This is a genomic window from Streptomyces sp. PL-25 (genome assembly GCF_058344915.1).
Genome location: NZ_CP136997.1, coordinates 2,453,013 through 2,478,785, shown reverse-complemented (window position 1 = coordinate 2,478,785; position 25,773 = coordinate 2,453,013). Strand labels below are relative to the sequence as shown.

Below are 25,773 nucleotides of genomic sequence, written 5' to 3'. Positions count from 1 at the left end.
CTTCAGCGGCATCCATATTTCGTTCACATTCTTTTCACCGAACGAGCACCTTTGAGTCGCCGCCCGGCTAGAGTCATCGCCCTGGCAGCACCTGCTTCCCGCTGAGGCGGGCATCGTCGCGCGACCGAGAGCAGGGCAGCCGCCGCGTGCAGGGGAGCACGCGGCGAGCGGAATCAGGGGGTTCGGCGCGTGGCTCGTAATCGAAGGTCTCAGTCCACGGCGGAGGACAGGAAAAAACTGCGGCTCGGGTGCGGCATGATGCTGGCCGCGCTGCTCGTGATCGGTGGCTGCGGCGCTCCGGTCAACGACGACAAGGACGACTCGACCGGTTCGTCGGCAGCGGCGAGTGCCGACGAAGCGAAGACAATCACCGTCGACGACTACGTCGGGATGGGGCTCCAGGCCGCCCAGGACGCGGCCCAGGAAGACGGTATCCACCGGCTCGACTCGACGGATGCCAGCGGCCGGAACCGGCAGCAGCTCTGGGACCGCAACTGGACGGTCTGTGCCCAGTCGCCGACCGCCGGTGCGTCGATGAGTGCCGACGACACACTCACCTTCGACACCGTCAAGTCCAGCGCGGGCGAGACCTGTGACGACCCCGGGGGAACTCAGGTCGGCGACGACGACGATTCGTCCGGCGCCAGTGGGGACGAGAGCGCAGCCGCCGCTGTGTCCGGCGCGGACGACGAGTCAGGTGACGAAGGATCGGCCGCGGTCGCCGGTACCGGTGAGGACCAGGGCGCCGATTCGTCCGATGGCGGCTCCGGTTCCTCGTCGTCCTCCGGCGGTTCACAGGACGAGACCCCCGTCGGAGCCACCGCCCAGTGCCGCGACGGCAGCTTCAGCTACTCCGCCCACCGACGCGGCACCTGCTCGCACCACGGCGGCGTGGCCGTCTGGCTGGCCAGTGTCCCGTCCTAGCGCGACATCGCTCCCACGGAATCGGGAAGGGTGAGATGACCATGGCGAACCCGTACATGACCTCGTCGATCCGAGCCAGGATGTACGCCCAGACCTGGCACAAATGGGTCTGGATCGTGGCCGTCGTGGGGTCTGCCGGGCTCTTGGCCCCGGTGCTGTTCTTCATCGCGGCGAAGAAACGGGTCGTTGCCCTGTATGTCCCCGCTGTCTACGCCGCCTTCGCCTGGGGCGCCCCGATCGCGGCGACCCTCACGGGTAACCCGAGGAACTGGGAGGGCGGCGTACTGCTCTTCACGCTCGTCGTCGCAGCCGCCCACGCGGCACTCCTGGACACCGACTGGAAGAGCGGGCGGTGAAGCGGTCGGGACAAGGGCTCCGAAGCCCCTAGGAAACGTCGATGTCCACGGTGGCGAGCCAGCCCGTGACTGCGTGGAAGTCGGTGTCCGCCAGTCCTCTGGCCGGGTCGACGCGGTGCAGCAGGGACCGGCCCGGGTGCTGTGCGGTGACCCAGGTGTGGTCCATGGCGGTGATCTCGTCGTCGAGCCAGACGAACGGCCGGCCGTCGGCCCACTCGACCAGGGCCCGGGTCTTCCAGTGCAGGCCCCGGGGACCGTCGCCCGGGTCGGTGGCCGGCCACTGCACCACGGGAAGCCGCGGCAGGCCGAGGAGCGGGGCGACGGTCTCGTTCGCGTCCTGCGTCCATGTCGTGGCCCAGACGAGCGTGCAGCCCAGGGCCAGGAGGCGTGGTCCGATGCCGGGGTCCAGCCGGTCCAGCAGCGGGTTCCCCCCGGGCCGGGCGGGCAGTGCGGCGGCCTGGGGCGGGGCGTTCGGTGATCCGAAGGGGATGAGCGGGCCGTCGACGTCGAGGAAGAGGAGGGGACGCTCCGCTGCGCTGGTCACAGCGGCACGATAGCCCGGCCGGGCGGCGAGTCCTGGCCGTCACCAGGGCCCCCGGTCAGGCGTCCCGGGCTGCCGCGTATCCGCCCGGACCGGCCGGGGGGAGCCTCAGGTCCGGCGGAGGGCGGCCCGCATCTCTTCGGTCAGCGCTGTACGGGCCCGGCCGACTGCTCGCCAGGCGTGGACGTACTCCGGTGAGTCCGGGGCGTGTCCCGCGGCCACCGCGTCATGGAAGTCGAGGACGCCGAGGGTGGTGCGGCCGGCGCTGTCGATGAGCCTCCGGCGGGCCACCAGTTCCAGTTGCTGCTGTGCCGCGTACACGCCGTGTTCGCCGATCGCGACGTGTCCCTTGCCGACACGGTCCGGGGAAGGGGCCGTCCGGGAGAACGCGTCCCTGGCTCTGGAAAGGGCCGACAGGTACTCCGTGCACGCGGTGCGCAACGTCTCACGGTCGTGTTCCGCCCTGTCGCGTCGCCATCGGACGTGATCGGCGGCGAGGGTGGCGACGACCCCGAGCACGGTGCCCACGGCTGTCGCGGCGATCGTCGACCATTGCATCTGTCCTCCCGGAAGGCGCCGGTACGGCGTGGGACTCCTGTGGACAGGGCGACGCCCACCGGGCCGACCACCCCCAGCCTCCGGCCGTCACCGGCGAACCCCAGGTCAGAGCCCCACAACCTGACGCGTTTCCGCGCAGGGGTGGCCGTACGGCAAGATGGGGTGTATCTGCCCACTGCCAGTTTCAAGCTGCCGGACGGTTTCTCTTGGCTGAGTTCATTTACACCATGCGCAAGGCGCGCAAGGCGCACGGCGACAAGGTGATCCTCGACGACGTCACCCTGAATTTCCTTCCGGGTGCCAAGATCGGCGTCGTCGGCCCGAACGGTGCCGGTAAGTCGACCGTGCTGAAGATCATGGCGGGGCTCGAGCAGCCCTCCAACGGTGACGCGTACCTGTCGCCCGGTTACACCGTCGGCATCCTGCTCCAGGAGCCGCCTCTGAACGAGGACAAGACGGTCCTGGAGAACGTCCAGGAGGGCGTCGCCGAGGTCAAGGGCAAGCTCGACCGGTTCAACGAGATCGCCGAGCAGATGGCGACCGACTACTCGGACGCGCTGCTGGAGGAGATGGGCAAGCTCCAGGAGGAGCTGGACCACGCCAATGCCTGGGACCTCGACGCCCAGCTGGAGCAGGCCATGGACGCGCTGGGCTGCCCGCCCGGCGACTGGCCGGTGGCCAACCTCTCCGGTGGCGAGAAGCGCCGCGTCGCGCTGTGCAAGCTGCTGCTGGAGGCGCCCGACCTGCTGCTCCTGGACGAGCCCACCAACCACCTCGACGCCGAGTCGGTGAACTGGCTGGAGCAGCACCTCGCCAAGTACGAGGGCACCGTCGTCGCCGTCACCCACGACCGGTACTTCCTGGACAACGTCGCCGGGTGGATCTGCGAGGTCGACCGCGGCCGGCTGCACGGCTACGAGGGCAACTACTCCAAGTACCTGGAGACCAAGGCCACCCGGCTGCGGGTCGAGGGGCAGAAGGACGCCAAGCGGCAGAAGCGCCTCAAGGAAGAGCTGGAGTGGGTGCGGTCGAACGCCAAGGGGCGCCAGGCCAAGTCCAAGGCGCGGCTGGCCCGCTACGAGGAGATGGCGGCCGAGGCGGACAAGATGCGCAAGCTGGACTTCGAGGAGATCCAGATCCCGCCGGGCCCCCGCCTGGGCAGCGTGGTCGTCGAGGTCGACAAGCTGAACAAGGCCTTCGGCGACAAGGTCCTCATCGAGGATCTCAGCTTCACCCTCCCGCGCAACGGCATCGTCGGTGTCATCGGCCCGAACGGCGCCGGCAAGACCACCCTGTTCAAGATGATCCAGGGCCTGGAGGAGCCGGACTCCGGCAGCATCAAGGTCGGCGAGACCGTCAAGATCTCCTACGTCGACCAGAGCCGCGAGCACATCGACCCCAAGAAGACGCTGTGGGCCGTCGTCTCCGACGAGCTGGACTACATCAACGTCGGCCAGGTCGAGATGCCCTCCCGGGCGTACGTCTCCGCCTTCGGCTTCAAGGGCCCGGACCAGCAGAAGCCGGCCGGTGTGCTCTCCGGCGGTGAGCGCAACCGCCTCAACCTCGCGCTCACCCTCAAGCAGGGCGGCAACCTGCTGCTCCTGGACGAGCCGACCAACGACCTGGACGTCGAGACCCTCGGCAGCCTGGAGAACGCGCTGCTGGAGTTCCCCGGCTGCGCCGTGGTCGTCTCCCACGACCGCTGGTTCCTGGACCGGGTGGCCACGCACATCCTCGCCTACGAGGGCGACTCCAAGTGGTTCTGGTTCGAGGGCAACTTCGAGTCGTACGAGAAGAACAAGATCGAGCGGCTCGGCCCGGACGCCGCCCGGCCGCACCGCGCCACCCACAAGAAGCTGACCCGGGGCTGATCGAAGCAGATGCGCCACACATACCGCTGCCCGCTGCGCTGGGCGGACATGGACGCCTACGGCCACGTCAACAACGTGGTGTTCCTCCGCTACCTGGAGGAGGCGCGCATCGATTTCCTGTTCCGCCCGGACAAGGATTTCCAGCAGGGGTCCGTGGTGGCGCGTCATGAGATCGACTACAAGCGGCAGCTCGTCCACCGGCACGAGCCGGTGGACATCGAGTTGTGGGTGGCCGAGATCCGGGCGGCGTCCTTCACCCTCGGCTACGAGGTCAAGGACGGCGACCGGATCTACGTCCGGGCGTCGACGGTGATCGTGCCGTTCGACTTCGAGGCACAGCGCCCGCGTCGGCTCACCGCCGAGGAGCGCGAGTTCCTCGGGGAGTACCGGGACGAGACGGCCGAGGAGGAGGCCGTCGCCGCATGACGGTGCTCCACCTCGCCGACGAGACGGAGGCGGCCGACCTCGCCGCCTTCCTCTCCCGGCTGCTGCACTACGACCGTGCCGCCGCCGTCCGCCTCCAGGCGGCCGGGACGGCGCTCGCGGTGTTCGGGCGGCCGGCGTCGTTCGAGGTGCTGGCGGTGCGCGCGGTGGCTCTCGCCAAGCCCTACGAGGACGGTCTCGACGCCACGCTCGACGTGACCGTCTCCGCGGGCGAGCTGCTGGAGTCCATCGACGAGAAGGCCGCGACGGGCGTCGTGCCGGCCGCGGTGACCGGGCCGCCGTGGGCGGGCGTGCTGCCGCCGCGCGGCGGCTGGCGGCGCGAGCCGGGGCTGCCCCCGGCCGAGGCGCTGCGCGCGCTGGTGTCGGCGGCCGTCGCCGAGTTCCGCTCCCGTACGGGGGGCCTGGTGCCCGAGCGGCGCACCCGTGCCGAGCTCGACCGGATCGGGCGGGAGATCTGGTCCCGGACGGTCGGCGAGACCGCCCTGCCGGTGCGGGCCGTGCACGCGGCGCAGTCCCTGGGCTTCCTGCGCGGGACCGCGACCACCGGGCCCACGGGGACCACTGAGTCCGGAGCCGGGGCCGCACCCGTATCACCCGCGTCACCCGCGCCGCCCGCCGTCTCGGCCGGGGCCGGCACCCCCGCCGTGCCCGCGCCGGGCGGGCCCGCGCTGTTCTCCTCGGGCGCCTGGCTCCGGCTGCGCACCCCGTTCGGGTCGGTGGCGGTGCGCCGGGCCGGGCTCGGCGCGCTGGGCGTCAGCGTCCGCTGAGCCCGGCCCGGCGCACCGGGCCGACGGTCCCGCCGGGCGCGGCGCGCGCTCAGGCCCGTTCGCTGTCGCTGTCGTCGGGCCACACCGCGATGTGGTCCTCCTCCAGTTCCAGCGCGACGCGGTCGCGCATGCCGAGGGTCTGGGTGTAGTCGGCGGGCAGCTGGAGCCGGCCGGCCCGGTCCAGCATGGCGTACTCGCGGCTGACCACCCGCTCGTCGCCGGTGGCGGCGTCCACCTCGCTGCGGCGCAGCACCTCCGTGGAGGTGCGGCCGTCGCGGATGGCGACCGTGCGGCGGACCTCGGTGGCCACCGCCTGGTCGTGGGTGACGATGACGATCGTGGTGCCCAGGCGTTCGTTGGCGGTGCGGAAGGCGGCGAAGACCTGCTCGCCGGTGTGCGAGTCGAGTTCGCCGGTGGGCTCGTCGGCGAGCAGCACCGAGGGGTTGTTGGCGAGGGCCACCGCGATGGCGACCCGCTGCTGCTGGCCGCCGGACATCTGGTGCGGGCGCCGGTCGCGGCAGTCGCCGACCTCCAGCAGCTCCAGCAACTCCAGCGCGCGTTCGGCCTTGGCGCGGCGAGCCAGGCCGCGGGCGCCGGCCAGCTGCATGGGCAGGGCGACGTTCTGCGCGGCGGTCAGGTACGGCAGCAGGTTGCGGGAGGTCTGCTGCCAGACGAAGCCGACGACCTCGCGGCGGTAGCGCAGCCGGTCCTTGGCCGTCATGGCGAGGAGGTCGTGGTCACCGACCCGGGCCGCGCCCGCGGTGGGCGTGTCCAGACCGGCGAGGATGTTCATGAGGGTGGACTTGCCGCTGCCGGACGCGCCGACGAGCGCCATCAGCTCGCCCTTGCGCACCAGCAGGTCGAGGCCCTGGAGGGCCTGCACCTCCACGCCGTCGGCGGAGAAGATGCGGACCAGCCGGTCGCAGGTGATCAGCGCGTCATGGCCGTAGGCGGGCCGGGTGCGGTCCTCGGTGGCGCGCCGGGCCAGGTCGGCGAGGGTGGGGTTCGTCGTCATCGCAAGACTCCTGCACGGCGGCTGTGGCGGCTACGGCGGCGGGGGCGGGGGCGGGGTCGGTCGGAGGGACTGGTTCGGCGGCCGGCCCGCCCGAGCGGGCCGGCCGCCTCGGCGGTGCTCGCCCCGGTGGCGCTCGTCGCGCGCCTCGTGCCGGTGGCGCTCATCGCGCGTCCCCCGCCCGCAGCTCCCGTACGGAGCTCTTGCGCCCCGTCCACCAGGCCTGCACGGCGGCGACCGCCACCGCCAGCAGCAGGACCGCGACGGCGGGTACGGCCAGGGACAGCGGGTCGGTGCGCAGCGCGCTCGCGCCGGTGGCGCCGACGCTTGTCGGCAGCGCGATCGTGGTCAGGTCGATACCGGGGGAGAGCAGCCGGATCGTCGCCCAGCCGGTCAGCGCGCCGCCGGCCGCGGCGAGCACCGCCTGCGGCAGCGACTCCAGCACCAGCAGGCGGCGCCCCTGGGCGCGGGTGAGACCCATGGTGCGCAGCCGGGCGAGCATCGCGCCGCGCTCCTGCGCGGAGCGCAGCAGGGCGAGGAGCAGGGCGAGCACCGCGTAGCCGGTGCCGGCCGCGACCGCCGCCGTGTAGATGCGCTCGGCGCCGGACTGGAGCGGCGAGTCGACGAACCGGGCCCGCTCGGCGGAGCGCAGCTCCACGCCCACGGACGCCCCCGCCGCCCGGCGCAGCGCGCCCGCGTCGAGCCGGTCGCCGGTCAGCAGCAGGGTGCTGGTGCGGGCGGCCTGCCGGGTGAGGCCGGAGCGGTCCACGACCAGGAAGTTGGTGCCGATCACGGCCGGTGTCCGCTCCCGGACCAGGGCGATGCGCACGGTGACGTCGCTGCCGTCGTCCAGCCGCACCGGGAAGGGTTGGGTGCCGTAGGTCCGGGCGACCGAGGGGGAGGCCAGCGCGGGCAGCGGGGTCCCGCCGCCGGACGGCCGCCGCAGCGCGTCCTGGGAGAAGGCGCCGAGCCCCATGCGGCCGGACAGGGCCGCGTAGTCGGCGGGGACCACACCGGCCAGGGTCACCTGGGTGAACCCGGTGCCCGCCTTGGCCTGGTAGTTGACGGCGGCCTCGGTGACCGCGCGGACGCCGGGGGCGTGGCGGACGCGGTCGGGCAGGGCGGCGGGCAGCACCCCGGTGCCCTCGACGCGGGCGTCGGCGCCGACCGCGATGAGCGCGGCGTGGTCACGGGCGTCCGCCACCCCGGCCAGCACGGAACCGCCGAAGGCGGCCGTGGTGAGCGCGGTCAGCAGGGCCAGCAGCGGCAGTACGGCCGAGACGGACGTACGGCCCGCGCGGGCCAGCGACAGATGGCCGACGGCTCCGCGCAGCCGCGCGGCCGGGCGCATCAGCAGGCGCAGCGGCAGCGGATAGAGCCGCACCAGCACCAGCGCGGCGATCACACCGATCAGCACCGGGGCCAGCGAGACCAGCTGGTCGCCCGAGCCGTCCGAGGAGCCGGACACCCCGCGACGGCGCAGCGCGATGACCGCTCCCACGGCGATGACCAGCAGCGTCAGTTCGGCGACCGTACGGCCCCTGGAGGGACGTACCGACATGGTGTCCTCGCGCGGGGCGTGGACGCGGACCACCCGGTGGGCCAGCGCCGCGCGCAGCGGCAGCGCGGCGCAGGCGACGGCCGTGACCGCGACGGCGGCGGCGACGGCCGGGAGGCGGCGGCCCTCGTCCACGGCGAGCAGGGCCGCGCCCAGGCCGACGGCCCCGGCGGGCACCGCGACCACCGCGGTCTCCGTCAGCAGCCGGCCGGTGAGCCCGCGCAGCGAGGCGCCGCGGGCGCGCAGCAGGGCCAGTTCGGAGCGGCGGCGGTCGGCGGCCAGGCCCCCGGCCATCAGCAGGACGACGAGGGCGACCGTGGCACCGCCGAACGCGGCGACCGCGACCAGCGGGCCGACGCCGGAGGTCAGCCGCCGGTAGGCGGTGAGGATGTCGTCGAGGTCGGTGTCCGCCTGCGCTGCCGGGTCGGTGGCCGCGCGGATCTGCCCGAGGCCCGGTCCGGCCTCCAGGGTGGCGACCGCCGACTTCAGCCGGTCCAGGTCGTAGGCGTGCAGGGCGCCGGCGTCGGGGGCGATCTGCCAGTAGCGGACCGGCTGGCCGTTGGTGCCCAGCAGGGCGGGGGCCGCCTCCGGCGGGAGCAGCAGGGCGCCCAGCCAGTAGTACAGGGGGTCGGTGCCGCCGGGGACCCGCACCAGGGCGGGTGTGCGCAGCAGCGTCTGGGCCGACCAGTAGGAGCCGTTCGGTTCGCGGGGCGTGACGATGCCGGTGACGCGGACGGCCAGCGGCGGCCGGGACACGGCGGGCACGTGGACGACCGAACCCACCTTCACATGCAGGCTCTCGGCCGTCTCGGCGGTGACGGCGGCCTCCACCTCGGCGGTCTCGGCGGTCACCTCGCCGTCGGCCCGGGGCAGCCGGCCGTCGCGCACGGTGGAGTGGGCGGCCAGGCCGTTCTGCGCGGCGAGCCGGATCTGCGCGGGGATGCCGTTGGGCCGCGGGATCCACGGGTCCGGGACGCTGAGGTCGGCGGTGTTCTGCACCCCGTACGCGGACTGGCCGGCGTCGACGCTCAGCGGGGCCGGTACGGCGCCGGTGACCCGGGCGAACTGGCGGCCGAGCGCCGGGGGCAGCAGCGCCTGGTAGCGCTCCTCGGCGGGCAGCTGGAGGCCGGGCTGCGGCGCCGTCACCGTCAGGACGGTGCGTTTCGGGGTCGCCTGGTCGACGGCGCGGGTCAGGCCCGCGTCCTCGTAGCGGTCCAGGGCGCGCGGGAGCGCGGCGGCCAGACAGGCCGTCAGCGCGACGAGCAGGGCCAGGGCCGCGGCGGCACCGGGCGCGGTGCGCAGCCGTACCCGGACCCAGGCGGGAGCGACGGTGCGGGTGTTCACCTCACTCACCTCCGCGGTCTCGAAGGGACACCGCCGGGTCGGCCCGGCGCAGGGTCATGACCGCCGTGACGACGAGCGGTGCGGCGGCGACACCGGCGAGCAGCAGTGCCACCTGGCCGGGCGGCAGCTGGACCAGCACCGACGGCACCGGTTTCGCGGCCTGCCCGGTCAGGACGATCAGCGGGATCACGGCCCGGGTCAGGACCGTGCCCAGGGCCACGCCGACCACCAGCGCGAGGGCCACCAGCATGCCCTGTTCGGCGGCGAGCATCCGGGCGAGCTGGCGGCGCGGGGCGCCCAGGGCGCGCAGCACCGCGAACTCGGCGTCCCGTTCGCGCAGCGCCCCGGCCGCGCTCACCGCGAAGCCGAGCGCTGCCAGCGCCGCCGCGACCACCGCCGCGGCCGTGAACGCGGCGGCCGGTCCGGCGCCGAACGGGTCGTCGCGCAGCCGGTCGGCGATCTCGGCGCGCACCACGACCTGCGCCGGGTCGACGTCGGGCAGGGCGCGCAGGGCGGCGGCGACGTCGCCGGTGTGCGCGGGGTCGGTGCTCAGCCACCACTCGGTGGGCTCGGCGCTCTCCCCGTAGCCGCTCTGGAGCAGCCGGTTCACCGACCGCAGGTCCATCAGGATGCCTCCGCCGTCGTGGGCCGCGTCCGGGGCGGCGCTCTGGCCCGCTCCGGACGTGGTCGGCAGCTCGTGCACCGCGCGGACGATCCGCACCGGCAGGTTGCGGCCGGCGAACGTGACGTCCATGCGCTGTCCGGTGCGGGCGCCCGCGGAGGCCAGGAAGCGGTCGGTGGCCACCGCCGCGATCTCCGTCCGCGCGGGCCGCCCGACCTGGAGCCGGACGCTCACCGTGTCCAGGTCGTAGCTGTTCTCGCGCGGCACGTATCCGGTGCCGTAGGCGACCGTCAGCGGCCGGGCCGAGGTCACCTTCGCGGCGGCCGGGGCGTTCCTGTGGTCGGGGAAGGAGTCCTGGTCGCCGCCGGAGGAGACCGCCGTCCAGGTCGTCGGCAGGGTCAGCGCCCGTGTCGTGCCGCCGTCGCCGACGGTCTCGATCCGGGACACGGTCAGACGGTGCTCGGCGGCCCGGTCGACCGGCTGGGTCACGGTCAGGTCCAGGCCGGTCAGCGTCAGCGGGCCCGCGCCGGGCGGCAGGCGCAGGTCGAGGGGGCGGGCGCGGCCGTCGGCGGGCAGCGCGGGCAGGGACGTGCGGTAGGGGACGCCGTACCGGTCCTCGACGGTGACCGCCAGGTCGACCGAGGGCGCCGGACGCTCGGCCGGGGTGCCGCGCACGGCCGTCGTCAGGCGCAGCCGGGTGGTGCCCTGCGGCACCGGCACGCCCGCCGCCGCGCCCTTGGGGGCCAGCTGCGCGAGCATCGGCGTCACCGGCTGCGGCGCCAGGTCGGGGCGCATCAGCACCGCGCCGGAGGCGGTGGTGGTGTCCAGGGCGAGGGCGGTCGCCGTCCGGTCGCCGGACAGCGGCAGCGAGGAGCGGACGGCGGGGGCGGCGGACCGCACGTGCGGGACGGCCGCGTACTGCTCGGTGCGGCCGAGGCCGCCCTCGCCCGCGCCCATCACCCGCACCGGCGCACCGGCGAGGAAGTCGGCCTGGTCGTTCTGCGAGCGGTCCCAGGAGGCGTTCTGGCCGATCGCCAGCATGCCCAGCGCGATGGCCAGCACCAGCAGCAGCACCGGTCCGGCGCCGCGGGTGGGGCGGCGGCTGAACTGCCAGCCGGCCAGCGCGGTCGGCAGTCCGCGGCCGCCGGCCGCCCGCCGCTCGGCCAGCCGCGCCACCGGCGGCAGCAGCCGCAGGGTCAGCACCGTGCCGGCCAGCAGGGCGAGCGCGGGCGCGGTGACCAGCAGCGGGTCGATGCCGAGTCCTCCGGCGCTGTCGCCGCCGACCGCGCCGGAGGACTGCTGGTTCAGCTGCCAGTAGGCGACACCGGCCACCGCCAGCAGGCCGACGTCGGCGCCCGCCCGCAGCGGCGCGGGCAGCGCGCGGGCGCGGCGGCCGGGCGCGAGGGAGGAGGTCAGGGCGGGCAGTGTCACCGCGAGCGCGCAGCCCAGCGCCACCGCGGCGGCGACCAGCCACACCCCGGGGCCGCCGGTCACCGGGACGTCCGGATGCAGCCCGATCCGGGCCAGGGCGCCCTGCCCGGCCAGCAGCCGGGTCAGCGGCCCGGCGAGCAGCGGCGCGCACACCACGGCCGGCACGGCCAGCAGCAGCGCCTCCGTGGCGGCCAGGCCCGCCAGCCGGGCCCGGGAACCGCCGCGGGCCCGCAGCAGCCGGCTCTCACCGGCGCGTTCGCTGCTCAGCAGCCGGGCCACCAGCAGCAGCGCGTACCCGGCGAGCAGCGCGAGCTGGAGCGCGGCGATCAGCAGGGTCGAGCGGGCCACCAGCAGGGAGCGGTCGATCCGGTCGAGGACGTCGGGCAGCGTGGTGGTGACGGTCGGGGTGGCGCCCAGGGCGGTCGTCTTCTTCAGGGCGGCCGCGCCCGCGCCGACCGCGTCGCGCAGCGCGCCGGTCCGGCCGGTGGTCAGGGTGCCGAAGTCCGCGGCGGCCTGCCAGGCGGTCTGCCCGGCGCTCACCCGGTCCCCGGCGAGCAGCCCGGCGTCGGCCAGCAGCGGCCCGTACGTCGTGAAGTCGACCTTGCGGACACCGCGTCCGCCCAGGTCGTCGAGCTGCCAGTACGGCGCGTCGGCCCGCACGGGCCGGTACAGGCCGGTGATCCGCACCTGGACCTCGCGCTCGCGCAGACGGTCGCCGAGGGTCAGCCGGGCGCCGGGCTTCAGGCCCAGGCGCTGCGCCGCCGCCTGCGGCAGCGCGGCCTGGAGCTCGCCCGTCGCGGTGGCGCGCGGGAGGCTGCCGGAGACCAGCCGCACCTGGGCCGGTTCCAGGGCGGCGAAGTACGTCAGGTCCGGGTCGCCGGAGCGCTGCGCGGCCGGCTGGAGCGTGCGCGGCAGGGAGTAGGGGCCGGAGCGGGCCAGCGCGTGCACGCTCACCGGCAGGCCGTCGAAGGCGGTGCGGACCTGCTTCCGTACGGCCGCGTCGGCAGCGGCGCGCTGCGCGGGCGGTACGTCGGCCTTGACGACCAGGGTCGTGCCGGCCGCGTTGCGCGGGTCCCGCAGCGAGTGGCGCAGCGCGGCGTCGCCGATCGCGCCGGAGTAGGCGGTGAGCGTGGCCAGCACGGCCGTCGTCAGCAGGACCGAGAGCACCGCGGCGGCCAGGAGCAGCCGGTGGGCGCGCGCCCGCGACAGGATGAATCCCGTGAACCCCGCCACCCGGCTCCCCCGTAGTTGTTCAGACCTTTCGGCGATGCTGTCAGAGGGGACCGGGCGCGGGTAAGCGCTTGTAGACCGAGCTTGATCGGATTGTGACCGGAAATCGGCGTCGAACGACCGGAATGCGGGACTCCGAGCGACGTTCCGGACTCGTGCACGCCAGCCGGTGGCTCAGAACCGGTGGTTCGGGCCGGGGCGGATCGGGCCGGGGCGGATCGGGCCGGGGCGCGCCGGGCGGCTCAGCCCGGGGTGTTGATCATGGAGGCGGCCGCGTACGTCAGGTAGTTCCACAGCGTCCGCTCGTGCTCCTCGGACAGGCCCAGCTCGTCCACGGCGGTCCGCATGTGCCGCAGCCAGGCGTCGTGCGCCGCGCGGTCCACCGTGAAGGGCACGTGCCGCATCCGCAGCCGCGGATGGCCGCGCCGCTCGCCGTACGTCGTCGGGCCGCCCCAGTACTGCATCAGGAACAGCCGCAGCCGCTCCTCCGCCGGACCGAGGTCCTCCTCCGGGTACATCGCCCGCAGTTCGGGGTCGCCCGCGACCCCCTCGTAGAAACGGTGCACGAGCCGGCGGAAGGTCTCCTCCCCACCGACCTGCTCGTAGAAGGTCTGCTCCTGAAGCGTGCCGCGCCGAATCTCATTCACCCGTTCATCGTCTCAGACCGCCGGACGGAGGACCCCGGTCCTAGGACCCGTTCACCCCCGGCCGGGGGGAAGGGCGCGGCCCGGCGCCGGTGCTCGCCTCGCGGCGCTCCGCGCAGCACAGTGGAGGCATGGGCGCGCACGCTGTCGGGACCGACGAGCAGGACTGGGACGGCCTCGCCGCCGAGGCGCGGGCGCGGCTGGTGCGCGAGATCGAGGCGAGCGGGGCGTGGGCGGCCGACCCGGTCTGGCGGGAGGCGTTCGCCCGGGTGTCGCGGCATTTGTTCGTGCCGTACTACTACGTCGCCGGGCCCGGCGGCCACGAACGCCGCTGGGGCCAGAGCCCGGATGCCGTGGCGCGCGAACGGTGGCTGCGCGGCGCCTACGAGGACGTACCGCTCGCCACCCGGCTGCGCGACGGCGAACTGGTCTCCTCCAGCAGCCAGCCCTCGCTGATGGCCCAGATGCTGGCCGAACTGCGGCCCGCCGACGGCGACCGGGTCCTGGAGGTCGGCGCGGGCACCGGCTACAACGCGGCCCTGCTCGCCCACCGGCTCGGCGACGACGGCCTCGTCACCACCGTCGACCTGGAACCGGAGATCACCGAGGCGGCCCGGTGCCATCTGGCCGCCGCGGGCCACCACCCGGCGGTGGTCACGGGCGACGGCGCCCGCGGGGTCCCCGAACGCGCCCCCTACGACCGGATCATCGCCACCTGCGCGCTGCCCACCGTCCCGCGCGCCTGGCTCGCCCAGTGCGTGCCCGGCGCCCGGATCCTGACCCCGCTCGCCACCGGCCTGGTGACGCTGACCGTGCGGGACGCCGCGCACGCCGAGGGTCCGTTCCTCGACACCGCCGCCTACTTCGTCCCGCTGCGCGGCACCGGCGGCGGCCCGGACGCGCCGCTCCCGGACCTGCGCGGGGTGCCCGCGCGGGCCCGGGAGGACGACGACTTCCGCTTCCTGCTGGCCCTGACCCGGGGGCGGACCGGCCCGCGCGAGGCCCATGCCCTGTGGGAGCGCGCGGGCCGCCCGCCGCGGGAGCGCTACGGCGTCACCGTGTGCGACGGGCGGGCCTGGGCGTGGCTCGACGACCCGCGGGGGCCGCACCGCTGGCCCCTGCCGGGGTGATCCCTACGGCGGCGCGGGTCAGCCGCGCCGCACCGTGATCGTCGTCCAGGCGCCCACGTGCACCCGGTCGCCGTCCTGGAGCGGCACCGGCACGAAGGGCTGGATGGGCTCCTCGCCGCCGTTGACGGTGGTGCCGTTGGTCGAGTTCTGGTCGACGACCGCCCAGCCGCCGTCCGGCTGCTGGACGAGCACCGCGTGCTGGTGCGAGACGCCCGGGTCCTCCGGCGGCACCGACAGGTCGATGTCGGGGGTGTCGCCGGTGGAGTGCCGACGCCGGCCGATGGTGACCTGGCCGCCGCCGAGCGTGCGCTGCTGCTCGGGCGAGTACGCGGGCAGGTTCAGGCCCGCGGCCTCGGGGCCCGAGCGCTGCATCATCGCCATGAAGTAGTCGCGGTCCGGCCCGATCGTCGCCGTCCAGGTCGCCGGCTGCTGGGGCTGCTGGGGCTGCTGGGGCTGGTGCGGCTGCTGCGGGAACGGTGAGGAGGGCGGCGACTGCGGGGAGCCGGGCTGCGGATAGCCGTAGCCGCCGCCCTGGCCGCCCTGCCCGCCGGGGTCGGTGGACGAAGGCGGGGACAGCACCCAGTCGTCGTCCCCGCCGAAGCCGCCGGGCCCGCCGGGGCCGCCCGGCTGCGGCCGGTTCGTCTCCTGCGGGAACGCGGGCGGCGCGGGCGGGCCGGACCGGTGGAACGCCTGCGCGGCGCCACCGGGGCCGCCCTGCTGGCCGGGGCCGCCGGGTCCGCCGGGGCCTGTGGGGTTGCCGAAACCGCCGGGTCCGCCGGGTCCGTTGGGGCCGCCCTGCTGACCAGGACCACCAGGACCACCAGGACCGCCGAAGCCGCCCTGACCGCCGGGCCCGTGGGGGCCGTGGGGGCCGCCCTGCTGGCCGGGGCCGCCGGGTCCGCCGGGGCCTGCGGGGTTGCCGAAGCCGCCGGGACCGTTAGGACCACCAGGACCACTGGGACCGCCGAAGCCGCCCTGGCCACCTGGCCCGTTGGGGTTGCCCTGGCCGCCGGGGCCCTGGGGACGGCCGAAGTCGCCCTGGCCGCCGGGCCCGTGGGGACCGCCGCCCTGCCGACCGGAGTCGCCGAAGCCGCCGGGACCGCCCGGCCCGTCGGGGCCGCCCTGTCGGCCGGGGTTGCCGAATCCGCCCGGACCACCGGGACCACCGGGACCGGCGGGCGGGGTCGGGCCGGGGGGCGGCGGGACCGGGCGCGACGGGTCCGCGCCGAAGCCGCCCTGGCCACCGGGACCGCCGGGCGCACCGGGGCCACCGGGCCGGCCGAAGCCGCCGGGCGCACCCGGGCCGCCGGGTCCGCCCTGGCCGCCGGGCTCCGCGCCGAAGGGCGGGATCGGCTCGGCGGGCCGGTTCACCTGTGAGGGCCGGGAGCCCTGGTACTCGTAGGAGTCACCGCCGCCGTAGGACGGGCCGGGTGCCTGCGGGAAGCGCGGGCCGGGGCCCGGGTTCTGCGGGCGCGGCGCGGCCGGGGTGTACGAGGTGGCGGTGTTCGTCAGGAAGTTCCAGCGGCACTCCTCGCAGAACGGCGCGCCGCCCTCCCGGGGCGTACGGCACTGCGGGCACAGCTCGGCCCGGCCGCCGGGCCCGGCGGAGGCGGGCGGGAAACCGCCGGCCGGACCGGGGCCGCCGGGACCACCGGGTCCGCCCTGGCCACCGGGTCCGCCCTGGCCACCGGGTCCGCCGGGACCGGGCGCGGGCGGGAAGCCGTAGCCGCCGACCGGGGGCGGCGGCGGGGGCGGGGGCGGTACGGCACCGGCCATGCGGTGACCGCAGACCTCGCACCAGTCGTCGGAACCCGACTGGTGTCCGTTCGGGCAGGTCGGCATGTCGGCGCTTCCCCCTCTCCTGTCCGGTCGCGTCGACCGGGTTTTCTCCCACCCCGAGGGGCCGGGCTCGCTGTCTTTCAGGTCACTTCTTTACACGAACAGTCTTTGTGGACCGGGTCTCGAGAGTCATCTCGTCGGCTTCCTCGACCTTCGCCTTCAGTCGCACAGTACCCGCCGCCGCGTCCACCACGTCCACCACCTTGGAGAGCAGCTTGGCCGTATCCGCGTTCCCCGAGGCGGCGGCGAGCTGGACCGCCCGCCCCAGTCTGGCCGTCGCTCCATCGGAATCGCCCGCTTTGCGGAGATCGAGGCCCTGTTGGATGACCTGTGCCAGTTCGGCCTGCCCGGTGTAGTGGGCGACCTGGGGGTTGATCGAGGTGGAGGCGGCCACGTCGTCGGTCCACACGGCCCGTACCAGCCCCTGGGCGCCGAGGTTCCGGGCGCCGCCGTCCGGCTGCGGCACCACCAGGGAGACCCGGGCCGCCAGCATCTCCTGGCCCAGGTGGGCCGCGGGCACCTCGACGCACAGGTGGTAGTCGCGGGACTCGTCGCCCCAGGAGCCGGTCGGATAGTCCCCGGCGCGCGGTCCCGCCTCGGTGCGGCGGCCGGTCAGGTCCTCCACCGTGGGCGCGACCTGCTTGACGAACCGGATCGTCGTGCCGACCGGTGTCCACACCCGCAGGGCGACGTCGGCGACCTCCTTGCCCATCGCCGTCTCCATCATCTGTGCGAAGTCGGCGGCCAGGCCCGCCGGGTCGGCGACGATGTCGGCGGTGCCGAGCAGCGCGGAGGCGATCCCGGTGACCTCTTTCACCTCCCAGTCGGTGCCCACGCCCCGGGCGTCGCAGGTGAAGCGCCCGGCGCACGCGTCGAGCGCCGCCCGCAGGTCCTCGGGCGACTCGTGTTCGTTGCGCCCGTCGGTGAGCAGGATGCCGTGCCGGATGGCCACGTCCTCCGAGGCGAGCAGCCGGTCGGCGAGCCGCAGCCAGGTGCCGATGGCGGTGCCGCCGCCCGCGCCGAGCTTGCGCAGCGCCAGCTTGGCGTGGCCGCGGGTGACGGAGTCGGCGACGGCGAGCCTGCCGCCGCCCGGATAGACCTCGGTGGCCCGGTGCGTCCCGGCGACCACCGCGAACCGCACCCCGTCGCGCAGCGTGCCGATCGCGGCGGCCGTGGCCTCGCGGGCGTTGCGCATCTTGGCCGGCGGATAGTCCATCGAGCCCGAGCAGTCGACCATGACGACCACCGCCGCGGACGGCCCCTCACCGGTGGCGGACGGATGCGGGGCGCCGGCCGCGCTCCCGATGGTGCCGCCGCCGGTCGCCGTCACCGTGACGACGGCGTTGACCTCGCGCCCGCCCTCGGGCAGGTACTCGTTCTGGTACACGTCCACCGAGAACTGCGGCACGCTGGACTTCGAGAAGTTGGCCATGCCTTGCCAGATCCCCCTCCGGGCCCCGTGAGCGGGGCCGACGACTGTGCGGTTCCTGCGGACCGGCCCCTTCCGGTCCACCGGCGCTCCCCGTACCCGTGGCCGCCCCGCCCGGTCCGGTCCCTCAGGCCGATCCTGCCCCCTGCGGCACGACCGGGAACGGCAGCAGCGCCACTGTTACGTTGTCGTGGCCCCCGCCGTCGAGCGCGTGGCCGACCAGCACCCGGGCGCTGTGCAGCGGGCGGTCGGCGGCGTCCCGGGGCAGCACCTCGGCCATCTCCTCGGCCGTCTCCGCGTAGTTCCACAGGCCGTCCGTGCAGACCACGACCACTCCGGGCCGGTCCGGCTTGAACGACGCGGTGTGCGGCTCCAGTTCGTAGGCGTCCGCGCCGAGCCAGCCGGTGATCGCGTGGGCGCGCTCGTCGGCGTACGCCTGCGCCTCGCTCATCAGCCCGGCGGCCACCATCTGCGCGGCCCACGAGTCGTCCTCGGTGAGCCGGGCCGGCGGCGCCGAGCGGTCCACCGGCACCCAGTAGACGCGGCTGTCGCCGACCCAGCCGACCACCAGCAGCCCGGCGGTGACGACCGCGCCGACGAGCGTGCAGGCGGGGGAGTTCTGCTGCGGGGAGTGCTCGCGGTCCGCTGCGGGCTCCTCGGCGAGCGCGTCGACCGACCGCGCGGCGGCGACGATCGCCTCGTGCATCGCCTGCTGCGGGTGGACGCCCCGGGGCAGGGCCTCCAGCAGAGTGGCGCTCGCCGCCCGGGACGCGGCCAGGGACGCCTCGTCGGGGCGGGTCGCGGAGGACACGCCGTCGCAGACGACGGCCACCGCGGCGGGCGAGCCGCCGGGCAGCACCGCGTTGCCGATCGCGAACGCGTCCTCGTTGCGGTGGTGGCGCCGCCCGCGGTCGCTGACCGCCGCCACGGGCCCCGACTCCCGCTCCATGTGGTCGCGTTCGCGCGGCTGGGCGTGCCCGCAGTTCTCGCAGTAGCCGTCGTCGTCCACCCGGCCCGCGCGGCAGGCCACGCACACGGCGGTGGCGGCCTGGGCGGCGGCGGGCTCCGCCGGGGTGCCGGGCGCGTCCTGCGCGCCGGGGACGGGTCCGCGCGGATCTGGTGCCTGCAACGGGTACTCCTCGGGCTCGGACCCGGCCGCGCGGTCGAACCGCACGCCCACGCCCGGCTGTTGTGGTGCCGGCTGCCCCTGCGCGGGCAGCGGCGAGCCGCCCGAGTCGGTGCCGGGCAGATCCGTGGGGCGCTGCATGCGCGCCCCGCCGGAGCTGTCCGACTGCGGGGCGAGCGGCCACTCCTCGTCCGCGGCGCCGTCCTCGGCCGGGGCGGACGGGCGCGGCACCGCGCCGGTGTGCATGGCGGCCGTCGGCGTGCCGGACGGCGCCGCGGCGGCCGCGGACAGGTCGAATCCGCAGGCGCCGCAGAAACGGTCACCCGATTCGAGCGGCTCCGCGCAGCTCGGGCAGTTCGTCAGGGCGGCGGCCTGCTGGTGCATCTGCGACATCAACTACACCCATGTCCGGGGGCGGTAACGGTTGGCACGTTCCACCAGGTCGATCCTCTCCTCACCGCCGGGCGCCAGCCGGGCCAGCGTGCGGTACGTACGCTCCAGGCCGAAGCGGAGTCCCCGCTCGTCCAGGTCGCTGCCGAGCAGCACCCGTCCCGGGGACGGATCCGCGGCCCTGCCCCCGGAGAGTATCCAGTCCAGCGCGCAGCCGAGAACCTCGGCCGACAGCGACTCGCGCCGCGCCGGGTCGAGACCGTGCGTGCGCAGCGCCTCCACCTGGGCGGCGGCGGCCGTCAGATCCTCCTGGAACGGCGTGTCGGAGGCGAGCGCCGTACGGTGCCGCAGCCGGGCCCGTACCGCCGCCACCCGGGCCGCCGTGCAGTGCACGGAGGACTCCGGGACCGACTCCAGGGTCCCTACGGCCGCGCGCCGGTCGCCGCCGGCGAGCTGGACCCGGGCCAGGCCGAACGCCGCGCTCACATGGCTCGGGTCGCTCGCCCAGACCAGGCGGTAGTACTCGGCGGCGTTGTCGAGCTGGCCGAGCACCTCGGCGCACAGGCCGAGCGCCAGCTTGGGCGCGACCTCGCCGGGGAAGGCGTCGTAGACCGCGTCGAAGGCGAGCGCCGCCTCCTCGTGTTCGGCCGTGACCAGGGACGCCAGGCCCCGGTACCAGACCACCCGCCAGTCGTCGGGGTGCGCCTCCTCCAGGGCGCGCAGCACCCGCAGCGCCTCGGTGCTCTCGCCGGTCTCCAGCCGGGCGCGGACCAGGCGCAGCCGGGTCTCGGTGGACTGCGCGGGCGCGGCGGCCAGCGCGGGGATCAGCTCGGCGGGCGCGGAGGCCAGCAGGCCCGCCAGGAAGCCCGCGTTGGGGTCGGTGGTGTCGACGTGCGGCACGGGCAGGGCGAGGGCCGCCGCCGGGGCGTCCACCGGCCGTACCAGGGCGGGAGCGGCGCCCGGGGCGCTCACGGCGGTCGCGGCGCCTCCGGCGCTTCCTGCGGTCAGGGCGGGCGCGGGCGCGCCAGGACCGGGGCCGAGCGCCGGGGCGGGCGCCGGAGCCGCCCGGCCGCGTCCGCGCCCGACGGGCGCCCGCGCGCCCAGCCGGGACACGTCCCCGTCCAGCGGCGGGAACAGCTCCGTGTCGGTGACCCTGGTCTCCGGGCCGAACAGCGTCGAAAGCGCCGGACGGGCCCGGCCCGTCTGGAGCGACACGACCTCCCGGAGCACCCCCGTCAGCTGCTCGGCCATCTCCTGCGCGGAGGCGAACCTGCGGGCCGGGTCCGGATCGGTGGCGCGCACCAGCAGCCGGTAGAAGGACTCGTAGCGCCGGAACACCTCGATGGTGTCCGGGTCGGGCAGCGAGTCGGCGTAGGTGTTCGTGTAGCCCTGGAAGTCGAAGGTGAGCACCGCGAGCGTACGGCCCACCGTGTACAGGTCGCTGGCCACCGAGGGGCCGGTCTCCGCGACCTCGGGCGCCTGGTAGCCCACGGTGCCGTAGATGGCCGACTCGTCGTCGTCCGCCCGGCGCACCGCGCCCATGTCGATCAGCTTCAGTTCGTCCTCGGTCTGGATCGCGTTGTCGACCTTGAAGTCGCAGTACAGCAGGTTGCGGCTGTGCAGATGGCCGAGCGCCTCCAGCGCCTCGATGCCGTACGCGCACGCCTGCTCCACCGGCAGCGGGTCGCGCCGTCCGTCCGGGGTGCGGCGGGCGTTGGCGATCTCCTTCAGCGACTTGCCGCCGACGTACTCCATGACGATGTAGCCGTCGAGGGAGCCGGTGCGCTGGTCCAGGTGCTCCACGAAGTTGTAGATCCGCACGATGTTGGCGTGCTCGATCTCCGCGAGGAAACGCCGCTCGGAGATGGCCGCCGCCATCGCGTCCTGGTCGCCGGTGTCCAGCAGGCCCTTGAGGACCACCCACCGGTCGGCCACGGCCCGGTCCACGGCCAGGTAGATCCAGCCCAGACCGCCGTGCGCCAGGCACCCGGCGACCTCGTACTGGCCGTGCACCACGTCCCCGGCGCGCAGCTTGGGCACGAACGAGTACGGATGGCCGCACTTGGTGCAGAAGCCCTCCGTGCGGCCGGGCCGCTCGCCGCGCGCCCGGCCCACCGGCGCCCCGCAGTCCGCGCGCGAGCAGAACCGCTTGCGCTCGGGCACCTCCGGGTTCTCCAGCACCATCGAGCGCGGGTCGGGCCGCGGCACCTGCGGCACCTGCACCAGACCGGCCCCCAGCCGGGCGCGGCCCGAGGAGCCCGCCGCCGAACCCGAGCTGCGCACCGACACCGACCGGCTGGTGGACCGCCCCGACACCGAGCGCGACAGCCGCCCCGACACCGACCGGGGCGACCTCGACGACTGCGACGACGTACGCTCGCCGGCACGCGAACCGCCGCTCGCCGCCGAGCCGTTGCCGCCGCCCACGGCCCCCGTGGGGGCGGAGGTCACCAGGCCGGTCGCCGACACCACCGGCGCCAGGCCGCAGGTGTCGCAGTACAGCTCACCGCCGCCCACGTCCTCGTACGCCCCGCCGCAGTCCGGCCGCTGACAGGTCTGCCCCGCCTGACTCATGACTCCCCCCCACCGTCGCCGTCCCGAGGACCGCCCTGGCGCGGCACCCGTGCCGCGCCCAGCAGTTCCGCCGCCGCGTGCTGGTAGCGCAGCACCGCCTGTTCGGCCACCCGCAGGTCGCAGGGGGCGCTCCACAACATGCGGCGGGCCGCGTCGTACCGCTCGACCAGCAGCGGGTCCTCCGCCAGGCCGTGCCGGGTCACCTTGGCCCGGTACGCGTCGAGGCGGCCGCGCAGCTCGGCGCGGACCGCCAGCGGCGCGGTGACCGCCGTCAACGACTCGCGGGCGCGCAGCAGTTCGTCCTCGGCCTTCTGTTCGAGGGACTCCAGTAGCGGTGACAGCCGGTGCCACTGGGCCTGCCTGCGGTACTCGGCCGCCGCCGACAACTGCTCCTGGAGCGCGGTCGGCGGGCCGCTGACCACGGGCACCTCGGTGGCGGCGATCTTCGCCAGCACCTCACCGCGCGCGGTGCGCGCCTCGGCGAGCGTGCGGTCGGCGCGCGAGAGCACGTCCCGCAGCCGGATCAGCCGCTGTTCGGCGTCCTGGCGCACCCCGAGCACGGCGTCGATCTCCCGGCGCACCTCCTCCAGCGCCCGCGCCTCGCGGTCGTACACCGTGGTGTCGGGCCGCCCGCCGCCTGGCGCCGAACTGCCCTGCGCGGGCACCCAGTGGGCGAGCGGGTCGCTGACCACCTGCTCGCGCAGCCGGGTCAGGGTGCGGGTGATGCGTTCCAGGTCGTCGCCCGCCGGGTGTTCGCCGGGGCGTACGCCCACCGAGTGCGCGAGCCGCCGGGTGCGCTGGAGTTCGGCGGCGAGCAGGTCGATACGGGCGGGCAGCGCCGACCACACGGCGTCCGCCGCGACCACCATGTCCAGGCTGCTCGCGTACAGCTCGTTCATCCGGTCCACCAGCTCGGCCAGCGAGAAGGACCGGCTCAGGCGTCCCGCCTCGGCCAGCGCGGGCGCGCCGGCCGCCGCGGCGCCGGGGACCGTGACGCTCGCGCCGCGCAGCAGTTCGGTCAGCTCCACCAGGTCCTCGCGGCTGGACCAGCGGCGGCGGGCGCGGATCTCACGGGCGGTGCGCAACGCGCCCGCGTAGGCGTCGAAGTACGCCCACAGCAGTGATATCGACGCCTCCGTCACCGCCCAGCGCTCCTCGGTGACCCCGGTCAGCCGGGCGCCTTCGAGGAGTCTGCGGCCCGCGTGGTCCTGGAGGGCGAGCAGCGAGGTCTCGATCGCCTCGTGCTCCGCGCCGAGCCGCGCCAGCGCACGGTCCACCTCGTCCCGGTTCAGCACCGGCCCGGCGGGGTCCGCGCCGCCCATCGATCACCTCTCGCTGCTCTTCGTGGTCCGTCGGCCCTGCGCCGCTCGGTGGCCTCTTCGTCCGCGGCCCGCGCGGGCCGGGGTCACCGGTAGGCCGGTGCCGGCGGAGTCGCCGACTCCGAATCCTTACCCAGGGTGGCGGACAGCCAGTGGTCGTACGCCGCCTTCCAGCCCCCGTCCTTGCGGTAGTCCTCCAGGCTGCGGTTGACCTGACGTACCAGATCGTCGGCGCCCCGCCGCATCGCCACGCCGTAGTACTCCTTGGTGAAGGTGCCGCCCTTCAGCTCCACCGCCGGGTCCTGCGCGGCCTGGCTGGCGGCGAGCGCGCCGTCGGTCACCACCGCGTCCACGTCGCCCAGTTGGAGACGCACCAGGCAGTCCAGCTGGTTGGGGACGGTGGTGGAGATGTCCGTGGACGCGGGCAGGGCACCGCTCTTCCGGTCGGCGGACAGGTGGTCGTAGGCGGTCGAACCGGTCGCCGAGCACACCTTCTTGCCGGCGAGGGACGCGTCGTAACCGGTGATCGGCGAGGTGCGCGGCGCGAGGACCTGCTGGCCGGTGAGGAAGTACGGCGCGGAGAACGCCACCTTCTCCAGGCGCTTGCAGGTGATGGTCATGGTGCGCACCACCAGGTCGACCCGGCCGCTCTCCACCGCGTGTTCGCGCTCGTTGGTCGGGATGGCCCGGAAGGTGACCTTCGTCGGGCTGCCCAGCAGGTCCTGCGCGATCCGGCGGGCCAGGGCGATGTCGAAGCCGTCCAGGTCGTCGGAGGTGCTGTTCGGGTTGCGGTAGCCCCAGGCGAAGCTGTTCTGGTCGACGCCGACCACCAGGGAGCCGCGCTTCCTGATCCGCTCGACGGCGGGGCCGTCCGCGTCGGCCGGTGCCAGACTGCGGTTCTGCGCGTCGCCGTCGTCGCAGTCGCCGGCCCTGGCCTGCACGCCCTGAGCCGCCCCGGCGCCGCCCGCGGCCGGGGGAGGCCCGCCGTGCGACCGGGTGGCGGGCAGCACCAGGACGAACGCCAGCGCCAGGACGCAGACGACCGCCATCGCGCCCACACCGCCCCAGCCCCTCAGACCGGACCGCAGTCGCCGCATGCGCATCCGCACGCCTCCTTCCACCCTTGTCACGCCCCCTCTCACTCTCACCGGTACTCCGACAGCCTTCGCCCGATGCCCAGCAGGGCACCGGCCCCGCCGAGCAGGGCCAGGGCGGCGGCGCCCTCGGGCAGCAGGCCCATCGCGCCGAGCCCGTCCTGCGCGGCGTCCTCGAACTTCGCCGTCTCGTGGTCGATCGCCGTCCTGAGCGCGGCGTCGACGTCGTCGAAGCACGCACCCGTCGACTCGTCCTTCGCGCCCTTCGCGCTCTTGCCGTCCGTCGCGCCGGTGCCGATGACCCGGTCGCGGGCCGTGCGGTAGTCCCCGGCGTCGTCGGCCTGGCGGGCCAGCGCGTGCCGGGACTTCCAGACCTTCACCGACTCGCTCGCGGCCCGCACCGGTGCGCGGCCCGCCGCGTCGTCGGCGATGGCCGCGGCCCGCGCCAGCTTGCCGGTGAGGTCGCCGATCTCCTGGTCGTAGTTCCAGTCGTAGGCGTCCCTCACCTTGCCGCCCGGCAGGGTCCTGGTCTCCGCGCCCCGGCTGACCAGGGTGAGGTTCTCGTCGCCACGCGCCTTGAGGGAGGCGATCCGGGCGTCGTGCAGCACGTTCAGCGAGTCCACGTCGCGCCGGGAGTCATCCAGGGCGGAGCGGGCGAGGCCGTGCCCGGCGACCAGCCACAGCAGGACGGCGGCGGTCGCGGCGGTGGCGCCCACCAGGCCCCGGCTCAGCACCCGGTTGGTCCGCCGGTACTCGCGGCGCTGGGCCCAGCCGAGCGCGGCCAGGGCGAGCACGCCGAGCGCGACGGCGGCCCACGGGTAGGGCGTCGCGTCGCCGTAGTCGGCGCTGCGCCGCCCGTTCTCGTTGCGGTACAGCGTCTCGGCGGCCGGGAGCATCTGCTGCTGCATCAGGGTGTTGGCGGTGCGCAGATAGGCGCCGCCGACCGGGAAGCCCTGCCGGTTGTTGGCGCGCGCCGACTCCACCAGGCCCTTGTAGCGCGGCAGCAGCTCGTTGAGGTCGCCGATGGTCTTCGCCGCCGGGGAGCCGGGCGCGGAGTTGGCGGCGGCGGTCACCAGGCCCTGGGCGGCGGTGCTGATGTCCGACTCGTAGCGTCGCCGGGTCGTCTGCGTCTCCTGGAGGCCCGCCAGATAGCCGCTGCTCGCCATGGTGTTGGCGTCGGCGAGGGAGCGGTAGATCCCGGCCGCCTCGGAGCTGAGGGGCTGGCTGCGGTGCAGGACGTCATGGGCGGCGGTCCGCCGGTCGCCGCTCTGCCAGGCGGCGGCGGCGCCGAACGCGAGGACGAGCAGCGCCAGGAGCGCGCCGATCGCCCGCAGCCTGCCCGGCCCGGTGACGGCGGCGGCGCGCAGCCGGTCCAGGCCCTCGGCGAACGCCGTGCGGCGCGGCGGCGCGGGAACCGGCGCCGGGGCCGACGGCGTCCGGCCGCCCGGCCCGGCGGGCGCACCGGGCTGCGGCGGCACGGCGGGTGTCGCGGGCGCGCCGGGGTGCGGCGGCGCCACGCTGCTGTTCGGCGAGTGTGTCACTGCTGACCCCCCCATGGTCATCCGTCGCC

The 25,773-nt window shown here is 75.2% G+C and carries 19 protein-coding genes; 6 read left to right on the top strand and 13 right to left on the bottom strand.

Annotated elements, in window-relative coordinates; translation table 11 throughout:
- Positions 1–255 precede the first annotated feature (255 nt).
- Positions 256–924 (top strand): DUF3761 domain-containing protein, encoded by a 669-nt coding sequence (locus tag R4Z62_RS10965; RefSeq protein ID WP_382843701.1) that lies wholly within the window; start codon positions 256–258, stop codon positions 922–924.
- Between the two features lie 41 nt (positions 925–965).
- Positions 966–1,280 (top strand): hypothetical protein, encoded by a 315-nt coding sequence (locus R4Z62_RS10960; RefSeq protein WP_355480231.1) that lies wholly within the window; start codon positions 966–968, stop codon positions 1,278–1,280.
- A 28-nt stretch (positions 1,281–1,308) separates the two neighbouring features.
- Here R4Z62_RS10960 and R4Z62_RS10955 read toward each other — a convergent pair whose 3' ends face one another.
- On the bottom strand, positions 1,309–1,824 hold the full coding sequence (locus R4Z62_RS10955) for an HAD domain-containing protein (RefSeq protein ID WP_382843703.1): 516 nt from the start codon (positions 1,822–1,824) through the stop codon (positions 1,309–1,311).
- Between the two features lie 105 nt (positions 1,825–1,929).
- On the bottom strand, positions 1,930–2,379 hold the full coding sequence (locus R4Z62_RS10950; RefSeq protein ID WP_491519697.1) for a hypothetical protein: 450 nt from the start codon (positions 2,377–2,379) through the stop codon (positions 1,930–1,932).
- Positions 2,380–2,585: 206 nt separating this feature from the next.
- On the opposite strand from R4Z62_RS10950, the gene ettA reads away from it, so the two are divergent.
- From ettA to R4Z62_RS10935, 3 genes are read left to right on the top strand one after another with little or no spacing between them, the layout of a single operon-like run.
- Positions 2,586–4,250, top strand: coding sequence for an energy-dependent translational throttle protein EttA (gene ettA / locus R4Z62_RS10945; protein WP_355480225.1), 1,665 nt, complete (start codon positions 2,586–2,588; stop codon positions 4,248–4,250).
- 9 nt (positions 4,251–4,259) lie between these two features.
- Positions 4,260–4,676 carry an acyl-CoA thioesterase gene (locus R4Z62_RS10940; protein WP_018568429.1) on the top strand — a complete coding sequence of 139 codons (417 nt, stop codon included), beginning with the start codon at positions 4,260–4,262 and terminating at the stop codon, positions 4,674–4,676.
- Positions 4,673–5,461 (top strand): DUF8010 domain-containing protein, encoded by a 789-nt coding sequence (locus R4Z62_RS10935; protein ID WP_491519696.1) that lies wholly within the window; start codon positions 4,673–4,675, stop codon positions 5,459–5,461. The genes R4Z62_RS10940 and R4Z62_RS10935 overlap by 4 nt, the downstream gene beginning before the upstream one ends.
- 49 nt (positions 5,462–5,510) lie before the next feature.
- Here the strand turns inward: R4Z62_RS10935 and R4Z62_RS10930 are convergent, their stop codons facing one another.
- The 4 genes from R4Z62_RS10930 to R4Z62_RS10915 all read right to left on the bottom strand — a co-directional run bounded on the left by R4Z62_RS10930 (position 5,511) and on the right by R4Z62_RS10915 (position 13,305).
- Positions 5,511–6,476, bottom strand: coding sequence for an ABC transporter ATP-binding protein (locus R4Z62_RS10930; RefSeq protein ID WP_064533200.1), 966 nt, complete (start codon positions 6,474–6,476; stop codon positions 5,511–5,513).
- Between the two features lie 160 nt (positions 6,477–6,636).
- Positions 6,637–9,375 (bottom strand): FtsX-like permease family protein, encoded by a 2,739-nt coding sequence (locus R4Z62_RS10925; RefSeq protein ID WP_491519695.1) that lies wholly within the window; start codon positions 9,373–9,375, stop codon positions 6,637–6,639.
- A 1-nt stretch (position 9,376) separates the two neighbouring features.
- Positions 9,377–12,661: an FtsX-like permease family protein gene (locus R4Z62_RS10920; RefSeq protein WP_491519694.1), complete on the bottom strand. Its 3,285-nt coding sequence runs from the start codon at positions 12,659–12,661 to the stop codon at positions 9,377–9,379.
- 239 nt (positions 12,662–12,900) lie between these two features.
- A complete protein-coding gene (locus R4Z62_RS10915) occupies positions 12,901–13,305 on the bottom strand; it encodes a globin (protein ID WP_064533197.1) in 405 nt (134 codons plus the stop codon).
- A 128-nt stretch (positions 13,306–13,433) separates the two neighbouring features.
- Between R4Z62_RS10915 and R4Z62_RS10910 the strand changes: the two genes are divergently transcribed.
- The gene (locus R4Z62_RS10910; RefSeq protein ID WP_491519693.1) at positions 13,434–14,432 is read left to right on the top strand and encodes a methyltransferase domain-containing protein; all 999 of its coding nucleotides are present in this window, start codon (positions 13,434–13,436) and stop codon (positions 14,430–14,432) included.
- A gap of 18 nt (positions 14,433–14,450) precedes the next feature.
- Here the strand turns inward: R4Z62_RS10910 and R4Z62_RS10905 are convergent, their stop codons facing one another.
- From R4Z62_RS10905 to R4Z62_RS10875, 7 genes are all read right to left on the bottom strand, one after another.
- Positions 14,451–16,274, bottom strand: a complete 1,824-nt coding sequence (locus tag R4Z62_RS10905) for an FHA domain-containing protein (RefSeq protein WP_491519692.1) — start codon at positions 16,272–16,274, stop codon at positions 14,451–14,453.
- Between the two features lie 82 nt (positions 16,275–16,356).
- Positions 16,357–17,703, bottom strand: coding sequence for a vWA domain-containing protein (locus R4Z62_RS10900; protein ID WP_389599171.1), 1,347 nt, complete (start codon positions 17,701–17,703; stop codon positions 16,357–16,359).
- A gap of 124 nt (positions 17,704–17,827) precedes the next feature.
- Positions 17,828–19,219, bottom strand: a complete 1,392-nt coding sequence (locus R4Z62_RS10895) for a protein phosphatase 2C domain-containing protein (RefSeq protein WP_491519691.1) — start codon at positions 19,217–19,219, stop codon at positions 17,828–17,830.
- 3 nt (positions 19,220–19,222) lie between these two features.
- Positions 19,223–21,790, bottom strand: coding sequence for a serine/threonine-protein kinase (locus tag R4Z62_RS10890; protein ID WP_491519690.1), 2,568 nt, complete (start codon positions 21,788–21,790; stop codon positions 19,223–19,225).
- The gene (locus tag R4Z62_RS10885) at positions 21,787–23,112 is read right to left on the bottom strand and encodes a hypothetical protein (protein ID WP_491519689.1); all 1,326 of its coding nucleotides are present in this window, start codon (positions 23,110–23,112) and stop codon (positions 21,787–21,789) included. The genes R4Z62_RS10890 and R4Z62_RS10885 overlap by 4 nt, the downstream gene beginning before the upstream one ends.
- Positions 23,113–23,195: 83 nt before the next feature.
- Complete coding sequence (locus R4Z62_RS10880; RefSeq protein WP_064533191.1) at positions 23,196–24,212, bottom strand: glutamate ABC transporter substrate-binding protein; 1,017 nt, start codon at positions 24,210–24,212, stop codon at positions 23,196–23,198.
- Between the two features lie 41 nt (positions 24,213–24,253).
- The gene (locus R4Z62_RS10875) at positions 24,254–25,744 is read right to left on the bottom strand and encodes a GlnX family signal transduction membrane protein (protein WP_491519688.1); all 1,491 of its coding nucleotides are present in this window, start codon (positions 25,742–25,744) and stop codon (positions 24,254–24,256) included.
- Positions 25,745–25,773: the final 29 nt, after the last annotated feature.

Bases quoted from the DNA above. Each gene is read 5' to 3' on its own strand.
- R4Z62_RS10965 (WP_382843701.1), top strand. From the start codon at position 256: ATGATGCTGGCCGCGCTGCTCGTGATCGGTGGCTGCGGCGCTCCGGTC.
- R4Z62_RS10880 (WP_064533191.1), bottom strand. From the start codon at position 24,212: ATGCGCATGCGGCGACTGCGGTCCGGTCTGAGGGGCTGGGGCGGTGTG.
- R4Z62_RS10900 (WP_389599171.1), bottom strand. From the start codon at position 17,703: ATGGCCAACTTCTCGAAGTCCAGCGTGCCGCAGTTCTCGGTGGACGTG.
- R4Z62_RS10890 (WP_491519690.1), bottom strand. From the start codon at position 21,790: ATGAGTCAGGCGGGGCAGACCTGTCAGCGGCCGGACTGCGGCGGGGCG.
- R4Z62_RS10905 (WP_491519692.1), bottom strand. From the start codon at position 16,274: ATGCCGACCTGCCCGAACGGACACCAGTCGGGTTCCGACGACTGGTGC.
- R4Z62_RS10950 (WP_491519697.1), bottom strand. From the start codon at position 2,379: ATGCAATGGTCGACGATCGCCGCGACAGCCGTGGGCACCGTGCTCGGG.
- R4Z62_RS10940 (WP_018568429.1), top strand. From the start codon at position 4,260: ATGCGCCACACATACCGCTGCCCGCTGCGCTGGGCGGACATGGACGCC.
- R4Z62_RS10910 (WP_491519693.1), top strand. From the start codon at position 13,434: ATGGGCGCGCACGCTGTCGGGACCGACGAGCAGGACTGGGACGGCCTC.
- R4Z62_RS10885 (WP_491519689.1), bottom strand. From the start codon at position 23,112: ATGGGCGGCGCGGACCCCGCCGGGCCGGTGCTGAACCGGGACGAGGTG.
- R4Z62_RS10930 (WP_064533200.1), bottom strand. From the start codon at position 6,476: ATGACGACGAACCCCACCCTCGCCGACCTGGCCCGGCGCGCCACCGAG.
- R4Z62_RS10960 (WP_355480231.1), top strand. From the start codon at position 966: ATGGCGAACCCGTACATGACCTCGTCGATCCGAGCCAGGATGTACGCC.
- R4Z62_RS10895 (WP_491519691.1), bottom strand. From the start codon at position 19,219: ATGTCGCAGATGCACCAGCAGGCCGCCGCCCTGACGAACTGCCCGAGC.
- R4Z62_RS10935 (WP_491519696.1), top strand. From the start codon at position 4,673: ATGACGGTGCTCCACCTCGCCGACGAGACGGAGGCGGCCGACCTCGCC.